18 protein-coding genes are annotated in these 14,833 nt (G+C 63.1%); 12 read left to right on the forward strand and 6 right to left on the reverse strand.

What is annotated here, in order from left to right:
• Positions 1-58: 58 nt before the first annotated feature.
• Genes MFF01_RS13730 through MFF01_RS13755 form a run of 6 tightly spaced genes read left to right on the forward strand, consistent with a single transcriptional unit; the run spans position 59 to position 5,252 of the window.
• Positions 59-343 (forward strand): phage tail assembly protein, encoded by a 285-nt coding sequence (locus tag MFF01_RS13730; protein ID WP_238226231.1) that lies wholly within the window; start codon positions 59-61, stop codon positions 341-343.
• A 35-nt stretch (positions 344-378) separates the two neighbouring features.
• Positions 379-522, forward strand: a complete 144-nt coding sequence (locus MFF01_RS13735; protein ID WP_238226232.1) for a hypothetical protein — start codon at positions 379-381, stop codon at positions 520-522.
• Positions 523-534: 12 nt separating this feature from the next.
• Positions 535-3,585: a phage tail tape measure protein gene (locus MFF01_RS13740; RefSeq protein ID WP_238226234.1), complete on the forward strand. Its 3,051-nt coding sequence runs from the start codon at positions 535-537 to the stop codon at positions 3,583-3,585.
• A gap of 16 nt (positions 3,586-3,601) precedes the next feature.
• On the forward strand, positions 3,602-3,973 hold the full coding sequence (locus MFF01_RS13745; protein WP_238226236.1) for a phage tail protein: 372 nt from the start codon (positions 3,602-3,604) through the stop codon (positions 3,971-3,973).
• Between the two features lie 2 nt (positions 3,974-3,975).
• The gene (locus MFF01_RS13750; protein WP_238226238.1) at positions 3,976-4,194 is read left to right on the forward strand and encodes a tail protein X; all 219 of its coding nucleotides are present in this window, start codon (positions 3,976-3,978) and stop codon (positions 4,192-4,194) included.
• 20 nt (positions 4,195-4,214) lie between these two features.
• A complete protein-coding gene (locus tag MFF01_RS13755) occupies positions 4,215-5,252 on the forward strand; it encodes a contractile injection system protein, VgrG/Pvc8 family (RefSeq protein ID WP_238226240.1) in 1,038 nt (345 codons plus the stop codon).
• A gap of 47 nt (positions 5,253-5,299) precedes the next feature.
• Here the strand turns inward: MFF01_RS13755 and MFF01_RS13760 are convergent, their stop codons facing one another.
• A complete protein-coding gene (locus MFF01_RS13760; protein ID WP_238226242.1) occupies positions 5,300-6,250 on the reverse strand; it encodes a DUF4238 domain-containing protein in 951 nt (316 codons plus the stop codon).
• 186 nt (positions 6,251-6,436) lie between these two features.
• Here MFF01_RS13760 and MFF01_RS13765 point away from each other — a divergent pair, with 186 nt between their 5' ends.
• From MFF01_RS13765 to MFF01_RS13785, 5 genes are read left to right on the forward strand one after another with little or no spacing between them, the layout of a single operon-like run.
• Positions 6,437-7,198, forward strand: a complete 762-nt coding sequence (locus MFF01_RS13765) for a glycosyl hydrolase 108 family protein (protein WP_238226244.1) — start codon at positions 6,437-6,439, stop codon at positions 7,196-7,198.
• Complete coding sequence (locus tag MFF01_RS13770) at positions 7,191-7,418, forward strand: hypothetical protein (protein WP_238226246.1); 228 nt, start codon at positions 7,191-7,193, stop codon at positions 7,416-7,418. Before MFF01_RS13765 ends, MFF01_RS13770 begins: the two co-directional genes overlap by 8 nt.
• Positions 7,415-7,828, forward strand: a complete 414-nt coding sequence (locus tag MFF01_RS13775) for a hypothetical protein (RefSeq protein ID WP_238226248.1) — start codon at positions 7,415-7,417, stop codon at positions 7,826-7,828. The genes MFF01_RS13770 and MFF01_RS13775 overlap by 4 nt, the downstream gene beginning before the upstream one ends.
• 9 nt (positions 7,829-7,837) lie before the next feature.
• Entirely contained in the window at positions 7,838-8,233 is a 396-nt protein-coding gene (locus tag MFF01_RS13780) for a hypothetical protein (RefSeq protein ID WP_238226250.1), read from the forward strand.
• A complete protein-coding gene (locus MFF01_RS13785) occupies positions 8,230-9,456 on the forward strand; it encodes a hypothetical protein (RefSeq protein WP_238226252.1) in 1,227 nt (408 codons plus the stop codon). The genes MFF01_RS13780 and MFF01_RS13785 overlap by 4 nt, the downstream gene beginning before the upstream one ends.
• A 13-nt stretch (positions 9,457-9,469) precedes the next feature.
• Here MFF01_RS13785 and MFF01_RS13790 read toward each other — a convergent pair whose 3' ends face one another.
• Positions 9,470-9,949, reverse strand: a complete 480-nt coding sequence (locus MFF01_RS13790) for a hypothetical protein (protein WP_238226254.1) — start codon at positions 9,947-9,949, stop codon at positions 9,470-9,472.
• A 154-nt stretch (positions 9,950-10,103) separates the two neighbouring features.
• Complete coding sequence (locus MFF01_RS13795; RefSeq protein ID WP_238226256.1) at positions 10,104-10,445, reverse strand: helix-turn-helix domain-containing protein; 342 nt, start codon at positions 10,443-10,445, stop codon at positions 10,104-10,106.
• Between the two features lie 521 nt (positions 10,446-10,966).
• Between MFF01_RS13795 and MFF01_RS13800 the strand changes: the two genes are divergently transcribed.
• Positions 10,967-11,143 carry a hypothetical protein gene (locus MFF01_RS13800; protein ID WP_238226257.1) on the forward strand — a complete coding sequence of 59 codons (177 nt, stop codon included), beginning with the start codon at positions 10,967-10,969 and terminating at the stop codon, positions 11,141-11,143.
• Between the two features lie 59 nt (positions 11,144-11,202).
• On the opposite strand, the gene MFF01_RS13805 is transcribed toward MFF01_RS13800, so the two are convergent.
• The 3 genes from MFF01_RS13805 to MFF01_RS13815 form a co-directional block, all read right to left on the reverse strand.
• Complete coding sequence (locus tag MFF01_RS13805; RefSeq protein ID WP_238226258.1) at positions 11,203-11,439, reverse strand: hypothetical protein; 237 nt, start codon at positions 11,437-11,439, stop codon at positions 11,203-11,205.
• Positions 11,440-11,814: 375 nt separating this feature from the next.
• Positions 11,815-13,389: a SpoVR family protein gene (locus MFF01_RS13810; RefSeq protein WP_238226259.1), complete on the reverse strand. Its 1,575-nt coding sequence runs from the start codon at positions 13,387-13,389 to the stop codon at positions 11,815-11,817.
• Positions 13,390-13,458: 69 nt separating this feature from the next.
• Complete coding sequence (locus MFF01_RS13815) at positions 13,459-14,760, reverse strand: YeaH/YhbH family protein (protein WP_238226261.1); 1,302 nt, start codon at positions 14,758-14,760, stop codon at positions 13,459-13,461.
• Positions 14,761-14,833: the final 73 nt, after the last annotated feature.

Below are 14,833 nucleotides of genomic sequence, written 5' to 3' on the forward strand. Positions count from 1 at the left end.
GACCGTCACCTTCCTCCCCGGCGCGGAAAGCGCCTTTCAACTGTGAGCGGGAAACTCCATGTCGAAGAAGAACTACGATAAGCGCCTCGAAGTCGAAGTCCCCCTCGAATTTCCCTTCGAGACGGGCGGCGTCGAATACGCGAAGCTCACGATGCGCCGCCCGAAGACCCGCGACTCGATGGACGCGGCCAAGGTGAAGGGCACCGACGGCGACCGCGGCGTCTTCATGCTCGCCCGGCTCTGCAACGTCAGCCCCGACGTGATCGAAGAACTCGACGAGATCGACTCCAATACCCTGAGCGAGCAGCTTTCGGCTTTCACGGGGCGTCAGTCGGCGAACTAAAAGACCTTCGCCGGGCCGTACTGACGCTGATCGACATGACCCGCGGCGGCTTCACCCTCGAAGATATCCTCGAAATGGAGATCGAGGACTTCAACGGATGGGCTAAAGCCGCCTTCGAATACCGAGAAGAACTGAACCGCGCCATCGCGAAAGCGAACAAGCGGAAGCGTGGAAAGTAGCGGGGGCGGGCTTTGGCGAAGGGTTTCTCGGTTTTCGTCGATATCGGCGGCCGGATCAATGGAAGCCTCCCCGCCGCGATCAAGGGCGCCGAGAGCCAAGTCGCGGCCCTCGGCCGCCGGGTCCGCGGGATCAATGCCAGCGTCTCAACGGCGGTCAGCAACGCCGGGCGCGGCGTGTCGGCCGCCGGAAAGCGACTTCAGGACACCGGGCGCAACGTCACGACCGCCGTCTCGGCACCCCTCGGCCTGCTCGGTCTCGGCGCGGGGAAGATGGCCTTCGAGTTTGAGAAGGCCGGCAACATGCTCGAAGCCCTCGGCGATGCGACCGAAGCGCAGCGCGCCGACTTCGAGCGGTTCGCGAATGACCTGAATAAGAAGTATCCGCAAAGCCTCGCCGGTATCATCACGACCGGAAACGAGATGCTGAAGGGCGGCTTCAACTTCGATCAGATGAAGGGGTCGATCGACCAAACTCTCGCGACCGCCGTGCTCGGCGAGATGACTCCGGCCGAGGTCGGAAACATGATGGCGCGGACGATCAATTCGTTCCAGCTTCCGATGAAGACTTACGCCGAGTCGATGCGCTCTTCTCAGCGCGTCTCGGATCAAATGACCTTCGCCGCCGTGAAGACCACGGCGTCGCTGAAGGACATGGGCGAGATGTATCGGTATGTCGGCGGCGCCTCGTCGGCCGCCGGGATCAGCCTTGAGCAAGCCTCGGCGTTTGCCATGGCGTTCGCGAAGAACGGCTCGGTCGGTTCCGACGCGGGCGTCGCGATGCGCTCGGCAATCGTTCGCATGGTGAAGATGCCCCCGAAGGCGCTCGCCGCGATGGAGCGCGTCGGGATGAAGCTCGGCGATTATGTCGGCAAGGGCGCGCGCAAGGTCACGAGCGGCAGCATCATCAGCGGCCTTCAGGCCGACGGCATCGACGCGACCCCCGTGAAGCGCCAGATCGACAAGGCGCTGAACGACAAGGCCCTCGCCGGCTCGCCCGTGAAGCTCTCGGCCGCGATCACGAAGATCATTCAATCGGGCGTCGCTGGCGCCGGGAAGGATGCTGTCGACTCGAAGGTTCTCGCCGAGAACGTTCAGTCCTCGATCGTCGCCGCCGGGTCGAAGATCGACCTGATGAAGTTCTTCACCGACCTTAAATCGAAGATGGACAAGGGCGAAGTGACGCTCGGCGATGTCGCGACGATCCTCGAAGGCCGGCACGCCTCGCGTTACATGGCGCTCTTGCAGTCAGACCTTCCGGCCCTTCTGAAGCAAATCGAGACCGAGTCCGACGGCTACACCCAAAGCCGTTACGGGACCGTCCTGAAGGGCATCGTCGGCCCGGTTTACGAGGTCAGCGCGGCGATCGAGAAGCTGTCGGTCGCGCTCGGCCGCGCCACGTTCCCGACGCTCGCCGTCGGCCTCTCGGCGGTCGCCGACGGGATTCAGTCGTTCTCTGAAAAGAGCCCGGCCCTGATGCGGATCGTCGGCGCTCTCGGGCTTGCCGCGATTGCGCTCGGCCCGTTCCTCATGGCGGCCGGTGCGACCCTTCGCGTCGTCGGGATGCTCGCGCGCGGCCTCGGCTTGCTCGCGACCGCCGCGACCTTTGGGCTCGCCTCGAAGCTCGTGATGATCTCGGCGGCGATCCGCGGCTTCGCGGCGGCTCAGGTCGCCGTCGCCGTCGCCTCGATCATGCGCCTGCGGACGGCACTCGTCGGCCTGATGCTGCTCGGCGCCGTCGGCGGCCGTGGCGCGGTCTTCGGCGCCCTGGCGCTCGGCGCTCGCGCTCTGATCCCCGCGCTGCTCGCGTTGCTGAACCCGGTCAAGCTCGTGACCTCGGCGCTGAAGCTTCTCCGCTTCGCGCTGCTCGGCACGGGCGTCGGCGCGATCCTGCTCGGCATCGGGGCGGCGGGCGCCTTCATCTATAAGAACTGGAATGGCCTCGGGAAGGCGTTCACGACGTTCAAGGCGGGCTTCATGGCCGCGCTCGGCCCCGAGGCGCAATCCGCGCTGAAGCCCGTCACGAGCCTTCTGACGGCGATCGGCAAGGCGTGGGACGACCTGACGGGGAAGAAGCCCGACGGAACGCTGATGATGTGGGGCTTCAGCCTCGGGCGCTCGCTCGGGACGGCCGCCCGGTCGCTCCGCGAACTCGCCCCGCTCTTCAACATCGTCGGCGGCGCGTGGATCAAGCTCCGGGACTACTTCGCCAGCGGATCGGGCAACCTCTTCGCCAACACCGCGCGCGAGATCGAGACGATCAAGGGCGTCTTCACCGGCCTTGTCGATGTCTTTGAGACGGTCAGGGCGAAGATCGCCGAGGTCCCGGCCGCCTTCGAGATGCTGAAGACCAAGGCGCAGGAAGGGTATAACGCCGTCCTCGCGATCAATTGGGGCGGCCTCGGCTCGGCGATCATCGACGCGATTGTCTCCGGCGTCTCGGGCGCCGCGGGCCGCCTCGTCGATGCCGTGAAGGGCGCGGCGCAACGCGCTTGGGAAGGCGCGAAGGGTGCGATCGGCCTCGGCGGTGGCGGTGGTGGCGGTGCGGCCCCTCGGGCGGCGGCACCTTCCGGCCCGGCGGTCGCTGGCGCTCGCGCTCTCGGCGGCCCCGTGCGCGGCGGCTTGCCCTATCTCGTCGGCGAGCGCGGCCCAGAGATTTTCGTGCCGAACGCGACCGGGCGGATCGAGACGAACGGCACGCTCCGTAAGCTGTCGGACGCCGGCCGTTCGCCCCTTGCGACCCCGGCCATGCCGTCGGCCGCGATGCCGACGGCGCCCGCCGCGCAAGCCGGCGTCGCTCCCGTCAGCATGGAGCGGATCGCGGCCGTCGGTCGTCAGGATGGCAGGCCCGCCCTTCGCACGCCATCGGCAGGCGATGTCGCTCGCGTGGGCGGCTCTGGCGGCGAGACGCAGACCCGGAACGTTCGGGGCGGCGACGTGAAGGTCGAGCTGAATATCTCGGGCGGCAACGGCGGCGCGACCGACATCGCCCGCGAAGCCGAGCGGGCCGTGCGCCGGGTCCTGGCGCAATACGAATCCGATCAGCGGGGGCTTCTGAGCGACTAAGATGCGTGGCTTTGTAATGATGGCGCTCGGCGCCTACCGCTTCGCAGTGACGACGGGCGGATATGACCGGCTCCAGCGTTCGACCTCTTGGCGCTGGCCTACGCAAGAGCGGATCGGCTCGGCCCCGGCCCATCAGTTCATGGGGCCGGGGACCGATAAGCTCACGATCTCGGGCGTGATCTTTCCCCACTTCCGCGGGGGATTGCGTCAGGTCGATGCGATGCGCGCTCAGGCGGGCCGCGGGCAACCCCTGAATATGGTCGATGGGACGGGGGTCAATTGGGATCGGTGGGTCGTCATGTCGATCGAAGAGGGAAAAGAAGCCTTCATGAGCGACGGCGCGGCTCGCAAGATCGACTTCTCTGTCGAGCTTGAGAAGTACGCCTGAGCATGGCCCACGACTACACGACGCAACAGGGGGACACGGCCGACCTGATCGCGCTCGATCACTTCGGCCGCACTCGCGGGGCGACCGAGGCGATCCTTCGGGCGAACCCCGGCCTCGCCGCCGCCGGCACGGTTCTCCCCGAGGGCCTGCCCGTCGTGATCCCGACCGTAGCGCCCGAGCCGGCGCAGCCCGTCATCCGCCTATGGGGCACCACTTCGTGATCCCCGCGGTTCGGATCACGATGGACGGCGGGGACATCACGAGCACCCTGATCCCGGCGCCCTTCGGCATCCCGCTCGTCGGCGGCGGCGTCATGGTCCCGAGCGGCTTCACGTCGGGCGACGCACGCGCGCCGCTGATGTCGATCACCGTGACCGACAACGAAGGCACGAAGAGCGATGCGGTCACGATGGAGATCGACAATCGCGCCCGGCAACGCGCCCCGAAGAAGGGCTCGACGGTTCAAGTCTCGCTCGGATACGCGAACGCGGGCGTCAAGTATATGGGACAATACAAGGTCGATCAGTGGACGAAAACCGGCGCGCCTCGCAAGATGAGCGTGTCGGCGAAGGCGGCTGATGTCACGACGGACATCAAGAGCCCGAAGTCTAGGTCTTATCATAAGAAGACGGTCGGCGAGATCGTCAAGGAAGTCGCCGGCAAACATAAGAAGTCCGCTCAGGTCGATCCCGAGATCGCGAAGATCAAGATCGGCCATATCGACCAATCGGGGGAGTCCGACCTTCAGTTCCTCTCGCGTCTCGCGAAGCGGGTCGGCGCGAACTTCAAGCCCGCCGATGGGAAGCTTCTTTTCACGAAGGCCGGGGGCGGCCGTCTCGCCGACGGTAGCGCCGCCCCGACTTTCGTCATCCGCGAGGCCGACGTTACGGATTGGTCCGCGACGGGCTCGGAACGCGGCGCCTATGAAAGCGCGTCAGCGTCCTGGCAAAACGTCGAGACCGGCGAGCGCGAGTGGATCACGTCGGGCGGCAAGGGCAAGCCGCAACACCGCGACCGGAAGCTCTACAAGACGCGCGAGGAAGCCGAGCAGGCCGCGAAGGTTCAACTCGCTTCGCTGAACCGCGGCAAGGTGTCGGTCTCGATCACGATGATCGGCGACCTGAAGTTCTTCGCTGGATGCAAGATCATGTTCCTCGCGAACGATCCTGATGTCGATGGACTCTATTCGTGCAAGACGGCCGCGCACACCCTCGACGACGGCGGCCTGAAGACCGTGCTGACCCTCGAAAGCGGTGAGGACGATGATACAACGAAATAAAACTTCAGTGAATGTTATGGTAATTATCTGCATAAATCCACGACTTGCTACCACTTATCAATAACGTTCTTAGGGATTGATATTATCTCTTTCAGATAGTCAGCACTATTACAGTATAACTGATTATAAGATTGCTGATATATTTTGTTATTATAAAATTCAAGCTCCATAACTCCGATATTTTTTTCTGATTTTAGCGCGGCATTGGTATCTTTTTCGAACAAACCTGCAAGGTTCGGCTTCAATGGATAGTAAAGGCGCATTCCTTCATTGTCTGCGCCAAGACTAATCACAGGCTGATCACTAGTCAGAAAAGGTACTTTATTTGCGTTGTGGAGGAATTTGAATTTGTATAAATCTTTACTAATCAATATACCAACACACATATTCATTGCAAATATTTGGCTTTCTATGAACCAAGTTTTATCAAGATCAAGACCTCGATGCCACATGGGATGATACTTTCTGATCTGCATTGCTCTTAACTTCGGCGTTCTAAAAAATTGCTGTGAAATAAAATGAATGAAATGGTTTCCCTCAACTTTATCATTATAAAAGTCTGCACTGCACTTTTTTAGTTCTTCTAGGGAGACCTGCGCCATATTTTCAATGAAACCGTGCCATCTCTCGCCGTGCATTTTTTCTGCGATATCGAGTTCTTTGGACATCATTTCGAATCCTTCTTTAGAAAGCTCTGAAGCATTTTGGATTCTATTGCGCAGCCGGTAAACAAGCTGGAAAGTATTAAGCGTTTCCCGGTGGAAATCCCGTAGCTGTTCATTGGAGGCCCTATCTATTAATAAATTAACCCATTCAATTTCGGCATCATTCAATTCTGCTAATTGATAAAAAAAACGTTCTGCTGCAATATTAGCAGATTTCACTGGAAATAATTTTACTTTGTCCTGCATGAAACAATAAATGTTACTATTTTTGTCCGCCCATTCATCCAAGTAAGCCCGCCAGACATAATGCTGATTCTTTGTAAGTGTTGACAATTTTTGAATCCTACAAAAAGACTTTTATGTTATTTTCTCCGCGGAACCTCGTCAAGCAGGGAGCTTTTTTCGGAGACTTTGGTCCTACCTGATGACGTGCTTGCGTTGTGAGGTATAGGCGACTCGAACGGTCCCGCGTCGCGCGCAAGGACGGGAAAGAATGACCTTCAGCAAAGAAGGTCCGTTATGGCTTCGTCCAACTTCCCCCGGTGCCTCGCGCAAATCCTAAAGCACGAGGGCGGATTCACGAAAAACCCGAAGGACCCCGGCAATTGGACCGGGGGCAAGGTTGGCAAGGGCAAGCTCGTCGGGACCCTGAGGGGGATCGCGGCGTCGGCGCATCCCGGCCTCGATATCCCGAACCTGACCGACGAGAAGATCGCCTCGATCTATCGGGCTCAGTATTTCACGCCCGCCGGTTGCGAGGCGCTTCCCGTCGGCCTTGACCTGGCTGTCTTCGACCCTGCCGTGAACTCGGGCGTCTCGCGCGCGAAGAAGTGGCACGAGGCGGCCAAGGGCGCCGGCTCGACGAAGGCGCAGATCCAGAAGCTTTGCGCGGCCCGCATGGCGTTCCTTCGCGGCCTCGCGACCTTCAAGACGTTCGGCAAGGGTTGGACGACCCGCGTCGCCCACGTCGAGGCGACCGCCGTCTCGTGGGCTCTCGCCGTCGGGACCTCGCCCGCCGTCGCGAAGGCCGAGCTTCAGGCCGAGGCCGTGAAGGCAGGCAAGGCGAGGATCGCCGCGAAGAAGTCCGCGACCGCCTCGGCCGCAGCCGCGCCGGCCCCGGCCGCCCTTCCGAGCGATGCCGTGATGTCCCCCGACCTGTGGCCCTACGCCGTCGGCGGCGTCGCCGTCATGCTCGTCGTGACCGCGGCCGTCTTCGCCTACCGCGCGCGCGTCCAGGGTGCCCGCGCTGATGCTTACCGGGAAGCCGCCGCCAATGGATAAGGTCTGGTACAAGTCGAAGACGATCCTCGCGGCCGTCTTCTTCGCCCTCGTGGGTCTCGCCGACGTGCTCGGCGCGATCGACCTGAAGCCGCTCTTGCTCATGCTCGGCGTGCCCGCCGAGAAGACCGAGGGCGTGACGCTGATGCTGACGGTCGTCTTCGGCCTGCTCAGGGTCGCGACCTCGGGTTCCGTGACGGCCCGCCGCGAGGGCGAGCCGTGATCGGATGGCTGATCTCGGCCTTCACGGGCGATACCGTGAAGGCCCTCGCCTCGACGGTCGCGAAGTTCAAGGACTCGGCCGTCGAGAGCGAGCGGGTCAAGGCGTCAGTCGCGATGAAGCAACTCGAGGCCAAGCTCGAAGCGGATCGGCTCTCGCAACAGGTCCGACTCGCGACCGCCGGCTTCTTCGAGATGCGGGTCCTAACGTTCTTTACGGCCTTCCCGTTCGTCGCACACCTGAACCTCGTGGCCCTCGATACGTGCTTCAAGCTCGGCCTGAAGGTCCCCGCGTTCCCGCGGCCGTTCGACGAATGGCAAGGCGCGATCCTGCTCAGCTTCTTCGGCATCGCCGTCGGCGGCAAGATCGCGACCGGCATCGTCGGCGCCATCCTCGCCAAACGCGCCCGGTAAATCTCTTCCATGTTCAGTCTCGACACCCTTTCCACCGTCGCCGGGAGCCTCGCGAAGGCCCTCGGCGTCGCGACGGCCATCGGCTCGACGTACATCGCTCTCGGTCTCCCCATGCCGGCGACGGTTCAATACGTCGATGGGAAGATCGCGACCGTCGTGTCGGCTGTGGCCGACGTGAAGACGACGATCCTCGAAGGTCAGCTTCGGGACATCACGTCGCAACGCGCCTTGCTGCGCAATGAGAAGACCGCCCTGAGCCGCACGATCGACAAGGCGCCCGAGTCCGCTCGGATCACCTTCGCGCGGCGCATGGGCGATATCGAAGACGCCCTCGCGAAACTGACGCGCGAGGAAGAGGGCGTCGCAACGAAGCTGATCGAGGGCCGGGAGCCGAAGGCGAAATGAGCGCGCACCTTTCCGACGAAGACCTTCAGGCCGCGGTCGCGCTCAGGGCCGCGCATCCGACGGAAGTTGCCGCCGCCGACGCCTCGGGCCTGTCCCGCAACGCCTTCCGCAACCGTCTGAAGCGCGCGACCGAGCGGGGCCTTGCCGGGTTCGCGCCGGTCATGCCGGGCTTCGAGGTCAAACAGGTTTCGAGCCGCACGCCCGACGGCGCTTGGGTCAAACAGACCCGCGAGGCCGGCGAAGTCTTCGAGGTCCCGGCCGGGCACGAGGTCGGCGCCGTCTCGGCCCTCGTCGATGATGAGAACCGCGTGCGCCTGAAGTGGCTCAAGACGCGGGCCGTCGGGAAGGCCGAGTCCGTGATCGACGCCGTGCGGACGGCCTTCGCCGAGTACCAAGGCGCGGCCCCGCTGCTCCCGCTCCCGGCCGTGTCCGACGCCGACCTTCTGACCGTCTATCCGCTCCCCGACCTTCATCTCGGGATGCACGCATGGGGCCGCGAGGTCGGCGAGTCCTATGACCTGAAGATCGCGGCCGACCGCGCGCGCGAGATGTCGAGCGACCTGATCGCTCAGTCTCGGCCGAGCCGCGAGGCCGTGATCCTCGGCCTCGGCGACTTCTTCCACATGAACGATCAGAAGAATCAGACCCCGGCGAGCGGCCACATTCTCGACGTTGACGGGCGGTGGCCGAAGGTTCTGAAGACCGGCATCCGCCTCGCGATGGATATGATCGAGCTTGCGGCTCAGAAGCACGAGCGCGTCACGGTTCGCTTCCTCCCCGGCAATCATGACCCCGACGCGACGGCCGCCCTCACGGCCGCCCTGGCGATCTTTTACGAGCGGAATCCGCGCATCACGGTCGATGACGATCCGAGCCTCGTGTTTTACCATCGCTTCGGCCGTGTGCTGCTCGGCGCGACCCACGGACACACGATGAAGCCCGAGCGCATGGCGATGATGCTCGCCGAGGATCGCCCGGTCGATTGGGGCGAGTGCCATCACAAGGCGGTCTTCTTCGGGCATATCCATCACGAGACGGCCCGCGAGGTCGGCACGGTTCGCGTCGAGAGCTTCAATACGATCGCCGGGAAGGACGCTTACGCGCACGGCGGTGGATATCGTTCAGGAAAGGCGCTGAACGCCCTCACGTATCACCGGCACCGGGGCGAGATCGGCCGGCATAGGGTCAACTTCCTCCCGCCCCGGCTCGCCCATGCGGCGTAACGCGCCCGATACATCACGGCCGAGTAAAGCCCACCATAAGCTTAGACCCCGCGACTATAGACGCATCGACCTTGATCCCGCCGAATTGAATGGTGGACTTGTCGTTCAGCATAGCCTGTTTCGCAATCTTGTTCGATAAAGATCGAGACTCGTCATCGCTTAAATCGTTTGAATAAGATTTAACTACGGTTTTGATTATAGCATCGATTTTGTCGGCGCGTTTCGAAGCAAGATCAAAGAGTAAAACTAGAAATCCTATCTCGCCTCCATCCATTGAGGCGAGGATACCTAAATCTTCCCCGTCTACAAATTTGCAAGATGTCTTTATAGAAGATTCGCACGATGGCTTTTTCAACTTAAAGCCAAGACGCTCTTTCGCGGCACCCGCATTGAACGAGTTTGTAAAGCTCTGAATAGTTCCGCCCAGTGTGCCTTCGGCACACGCTGGAAGGGCGATCAGGGATGCGGCAAGGGCGAGAGCGATCGGCTTCATCCGAATCGCTCTACGGCTCGGCCTAGACGCTCGCAAGGGGCGACCCGAGCAATCTCCCAATGCCCGGCCTGCTCGGGCATCGTCATCCGGCACTGAAGCGTTACCCACCCCCGATCAAGCCGCGCCGGCACGAGGCGATCACCGATGGAGCCACCTACACGCTAAGCGCCGCCTCCCCTGCATTGGTATCTTCTGACTCGCCCGCCCGGTTAGCCGTGGCGGGCTTTTTTTGCGTGCCGCGAATCATGGCGGCGAGGTCGAGGCATTCGCTTCTGATCGTGCCGGTCGTGATTTCGGGGCGGCCTTGAATGCAAGCATGGTGCATCGAGACGCGCTCGGCGGCGAGCAGATGGATTTGGCGGATAGGGGTCTCCCCCGCCTCTAACGCTTGATAGGCCCGCAAGCTCAGGCCCATCGCCTGCGCCATGGCGACTTGAGGCCATCCGAGCCGGGTGCGGATTTCAGTGAGCGGCTTCGCGTTCTCTTTGGCGTCCATTGCTGAAACTCCCTCGGATCGCTATGTTCTCCGCTGGGAACCGGGGGAAGCCTTTCGACCTCCCCCGGCCCCTGCGGTTTAGAAGGTGATGGCGAGGATCAGTCGCCAACTCTTCCACCGCAGAGTGATCGAGATGGTAATCATCTCTTTCTCCTCTGTGGTGCCCGGCACCGGCGCCGGGCAAGAGTGTTTTACGCAGAAACCGCGTAACGGTCAATCTCCGTTACGCGGTTTTTTCGTATCTGATCCGTTTTTCTTGGGGCGATCCGATCAGCCTCCCGCGCGCGGCCGAGACGGGCGATTGTCCTGTCACTGAGCCCGGCAACGGCGGCCCCCGATCAGGCGACCGTGATTGCAGATTGCGAGGCGAGCGCGCCGATCGCCGGGCTCAGTACCAATTCTTCCGACTCCGCAGGTACTTCAGGGCAACTTAAACAGCCTCCCGGCCGAGCCGAGTTCTTCGCATTGTTCCCCCTGTCAGCACGGCGCCGAGGCGCCAAACATGAGCGGGAATTGAGAACATGAGCGAGCAGAGCAAGCCGACCGTCGGCGCGACCGTCACCTTCAAGACCGGCCGTTCGGGCACCGAGTTCACGGCCAAAGTCACGAGCATCGACGGTCAGTTCGTCGTCACGACCGACGACGCCGGCAAGGTCCGTAAGGTTCGCCCCGGCGCCTGCACCGTCGCCCCGGCCTGATCCGGCTCCCCCGAGCCCGTTAAGAAGCCCGCCCCGGTGAACCGCGGCGGGCTTTTTTGTCACTTGTCGGCCGCAGGGACGAGCGGCGGATTGAACCGAGCAAGCTTGTCAATAATGACAATCCCAGCGTCTGCGGCGGCGCCGCCCTCTTCGACGTAGCGATCCCGCAAACTGCCAAGGTTTTCGGCGATTCGCTCGCGCTGCTCGTCGCTCTCAACTATGGCGCCAATCAGGACCCCGAAAACCTCCACGATCGCGCTCTCGGTGGGGCTCATGTTCACGACTGCTACCGACATCAATTTTCCTCCGCGTTGTGCAACACGGGTGATAACGTCGGTTTAGACGTTCGGTTCAATCCGACTTAATCACCTATGAGACAGGTAGGTATCCGGCGAAAATACGTTACCGTCCGTCAAATCCATTGACGGGAAACGGCGGCGTCTCTACAGTCTGGATGCGGAAACGCGACTAACGATTTCAACGACTTAGACCTGTCTGGGGGACAGGGGGTCGCAGGTTCAAGTCCTGCTACTCCGACCAATCTGACGGGGACCGGCCGAAAGGCCGGCTCCACCGTACCGAGAAAAGGCCGGGATGCTCAGCATCCCGGCCTTTTCCATTTGGTCCTCGATGTCGGGGGCCGAGGAGCCCGCTCGAAAGAAATCTTCCGTTCAGAAGAAGATCGGCCGGGGGCTGGCGTGGTGCTCGGCGAGGACCTCGTCGGTGGCCGGATCGACCTCCTTTAGGACGGCCTCGTATCCCCAGAGGTCGGCAAGGTGCTGTAGCACCCGCTTGGCATCGTCCTTCTCCAGGGTGATGCGGTTGAGCGCCTTGTGGTGGACGATGAGGCGGCGGTCGCCCTCGAGGTCGACATCCATGACCTCGATGTCGGGATCGAGCCAGGCGACGTCGTACTGGCGCGCGAAAGAGCGTCGCATCTTGCGATAGCCGCGCTCGTCGTGGATCGCCTCCACCCGCAGCTCCGCCTCGTCGGGATCGTCGACCACGTGGAACAGGCGCATGTCGCGCATGAGCTTGGGCGAGAGGAACTGCGCGATGAAGCTCTCGTCGCGGTAGTTCGCCCAGATGTCGCGCAGGGTGGCCATGGCGTCGCCCGTGCCAGCGATGTCGGGGAACCAGGCGCGGTCCTCGTCGGTGGGCTGTTCCACGATGCGGGCGATGTCCTGCATCATGGCGAACCCGATAGCGTAGGGGTTGTGGCCGTTGTAGCCGCGCTCGTTGTAGTTCGGCTGCCGGACGACGTTGGTGTGCGAGGTGAGGAATTCGAGATAGGCCGCCTCGCCGATGAGGCCCTTCTGCGACAGGGAATTCATGATCCGGTAGTGGCAGTAGGTGGCGCAGCCCTCGTTCATCACCTTGGTCTGGCGCTGCGGATAGAAGTACTGCGCCACCAGGCGCACGATCCGCAGGATCTCGCGCTGCCAGGGCCTCAGGCGCGGGGCCGCCTTCTCCAGGAAGTAGAGCAGGTTCTCCTGCGGCAGTTCGAGGAGGGCCTTGCGGCGCTCGGCGGCGAGATCGGGCCGAACGCCGGCGATCTTCTGCGGCAGGGTGCGCCAGAGGTCGTTGTAGACTTGCTCGCCGTGCTCGGCCCGCTCGCGCTCGCGCCGCTGTTCCGAGGCGAGGTCGGGCCGCTTCTTGCGCGGGTAGCGGTGGACGCCTTGATTCATCAGGGCGTGGGCAGCGTCGAGGACCGATTCCACCGCCCCGTGGCCGTAGCGCTCCTCGCAACGGGTGATGTAGGCCTTGGCGAAATCGAGGTAGTCGAGGATGCCGTCGGCGTCGGTCCACTGTTTGAACAGGTAGTTGTTCTTGAAGAAGTGGTTGTGGCCGAAGGCGGCGTGGGCGATCACCAGGGTCTGCATCGTCGCCGTGTTCTCCTCCATGACGTAGGAGATGCACGGGTTGGAATTGATGACGATCTCATAGGCGAGCCCCATCATGCCACGCCGGTAGCTGGCCTCGTGCTGGGCGAAGTGCTTGCCGAACGACCAGTGCTTGTAGAACAGCGGCATGCCGATGGAGGCGTAGGCGTCGAGCATCTGCTCGGCGGTGATGATCTCGATCTGGTTCGGGTACCAAGACAGGCCGAGCTCCTCGCCAGCGATGGTCTCGCAGGCGTCGTGAATGCGCTTGATCGTGTCGAAGTCCCAGTCGTTACCGGTGAACAGCGGCTGCGGGCCGGCCGATCCCAGATTGCGCGCGGGGCGGATGATGCTGCCGACCATGGCTGTCCTGTCTCCCAAGCGGTGCGTCTCGTCCCCTCCCCGCTTGGGGAGAAGGATCCCGTCGTGGCCTTAGGCTTCCGCCTCGGCCCGCGCGTCCTTGCGCCCGAACAGCTCCCGGAACACCGGGTAGATGTCGCGCCGGTGGTTGACCTTGCGCATGGCGATGGCGCCGCCGGACTTGGCCAGACCCTCGTAGGTGCGCCACAGGGTGGTACGGTGCTCGACGAAGCCCGCCCGGGGCCCGTTCTCGTCGCCGACTTCGAGGTAGGCGAAGTGCTGGCAGGCGGGCAGGATGTGGGCGCGCAACAGCTCCGTCGCCGTCGGGCCGTCGGAGGAGACGTTGTCACCATCCGAGGCCTGTGCCGCGTAGATATTCCAGTCGTTGGGGTCGTACCGTTCGGCGATGACGCGCTTCATTTCCACGAGCGCCGAGGAGACGAGCGTCCCGCCGGTCTCGCGCGAGCCGAAGAACGTCTCCTCGTCCACCTCCGTCGCCTTGTCGGTGTGGCGGATGAAGACGATCTCGACGTGGCGATAGCGCCGCGTCAGGAAGATGTGCAGCAGGATGTAGAAGCGCTTGGCCAGGTCCTTCATGTGCTCGGTCATGGAGCCCGACACGTCCATGAGGCAGAACATCACCGCCTGCGCCACGGGACGCGGATAGGGCTCGAAACGCCGGTACCGCAGATCGATGGGATCGACGTAGGGGATGCGCTTGGTGCGCTCGCGCAGGGCGGCGAGCGCCAGGAGCAGGTCCGGCAGGTCCGGATGGCTCGACGGCGTCTCCGCGATGCGCGCTTCGAGGGCCGCGACCTCGTCGGGCTTCGGGCGCTTGAGGGCGATGCGCCGGGACATGGAATTGCGCAGGGTGCGGGTCAGCGCGAGATTGGCGGGCGAGCCCGACACGGTGTAGCCGGCTCGGCGCAGCCCTTCCGTCTCCACCACGGACAGGCGGCGCTTGGCGAGATCCGGCAGTTCGAGGTCTTCGAGGAAGAGTTCGAGGAACTCGTCGCGGGTGAGGACGAACCGGAACGCGTCCTCGCTGTTCTCCTGTCCGTCGCCGCCCTCGCCCGAACCCCGGCCGCCACCGCCTGAGGGCGGGCGCTCGATGCGGTCGCCCTCCACGTAGGTCTTGTTGCCGGGCAGGATGTGGTCGTGCAGCCCCGTGCCGGACTGGCGCGAGAAGCGCGGCTCGCGCACCCCGTCTAGGGGCACCGACACCCGCCCGTCCTTGCCCAGATCCTTGATGTCCTTCTCGCGGGCGGATTCCCGCACGGCGCGTTGCGCCATGTCCTTCACCCGGCGCAGGAAGCGCTGGCGATTGGCGAGGCTCTTGCCCCCGGGATTCAAACGGCGGTCGACGATGTGCATCCGGTGTGTTTGCCTTCGCCCTCAAGAGTCTCGCGGGTTTGGACTGTCCGGTGGTGACCGCCGCCCTCGCGGC

Source organism: Methylobacterium adhaesivum, from assembly GCF_022179065.1.
GTDB lineage: Bacteria > Pseudomonadota > Alphaproteobacteria > Rhizobiales > Beijerinckiaceae > Methylobacterium > Methylobacterium adhaesivum.

Excerpts from the sequence above, each read along its gene's own strand:
- MFF01_RS13790 (WP_238226254.1), bottom strand. The coding sequence starts at position 9,949 with ATGAAGCCGATCGCTCTCGCCCTTGCCGCATCCCTGATCGCCCTTCCA.
- MFF01_RS13815 (WP_238226261.1), bottom strand. The coding sequence starts at position 14,760 with ATGCACATCGTCGACCGCCGTTTGAATCCCGGGGGCAAGAGCCTCGCC.
- MFF01_RS13800 (WP_238226257.1), top strand. The coding sequence starts at position 10,967 with ATGAGCGAGCAGAGCAAGCCGACCGTCGGCGCGACCGTCACCTTCAAG.
- MFF01_RS13735 (WP_238226232.1), top strand. The coding sequence starts at position 379 with ATGACCCGCGGCGGCTTCACCCTCGAAGATATCCTCGAAATGGAGATC.
- MFF01_RS13730 (WP_238226231.1), top strand. The coding sequence starts at position 59 with ATGTCGAAGAAGAACTACGATAAGCGCCTCGAAGTCGAAGTCCCCCTC.
- MFF01_RS13745 (WP_238226236.1), top strand. The coding sequence starts at position 3,602 with ATGATGGCGCTCGGCGCCTACCGCTTCGCAGTGACGACGGGCGGATAT.
- MFF01_RS13805 (WP_238226258.1), bottom strand. The coding sequence starts at position 11,439 with ATGTCGGTAGCAGTCGTGAACATGAGCCCCACCGAGAGCGCGATCGTG.
- MFF01_RS13750 (WP_238226238.1), top strand. The coding sequence starts at position 3,976 with ATGGCCCACGACTACACGACGCAACAGGGGGACACGGCCGACCTGATC.
- MFF01_RS13780 (WP_238226250.1), top strand. The coding sequence starts at position 7,838 with ATGTTCAGTCTCGACACCCTTTCCACCGTCGCCGGGAGCCTCGCGAAG.
- MFF01_RS13795 (WP_238226256.1), bottom strand. The coding sequence starts at position 10,445 with ATGGACGCCAAAGAGAACGCGAAGCCGCTCACTGAAATCCGCACCCGG.
- MFF01_RS13810 (WP_238226259.1), bottom strand. The coding sequence starts at position 13,389 with ATGGTCGGCAGCATCATCCGCCCCGCGCGCAATCTGGGATCGGCCGGC.
- MFF01_RS13785 (WP_238226252.1), top strand. The coding sequence starts at position 8,230 with ATGAGCGCGCACCTTTCCGACGAAGACCTTCAGGCCGCGGTCGCGCTC.
- MFF01_RS13770 (WP_238226246.1), top strand. The coding sequence starts at position 7,191 with ATGGATAAGGTCTGGTACAAGTCGAAGACGATCCTCGCGGCCGTCTTC.
- MFF01_RS13755 (WP_238226240.1), top strand. The coding sequence starts at position 4,215 with ATGGACGGCGGGGACATCACGAGCACCCTGATCCCGGCGCCCTTCGGC.
- MFF01_RS13765 (WP_238226244.1), top strand. The coding sequence starts at position 6,437 with ATGGCTTCGTCCAACTTCCCCCGGTGCCTCGCGCAAATCCTAAAGCAC.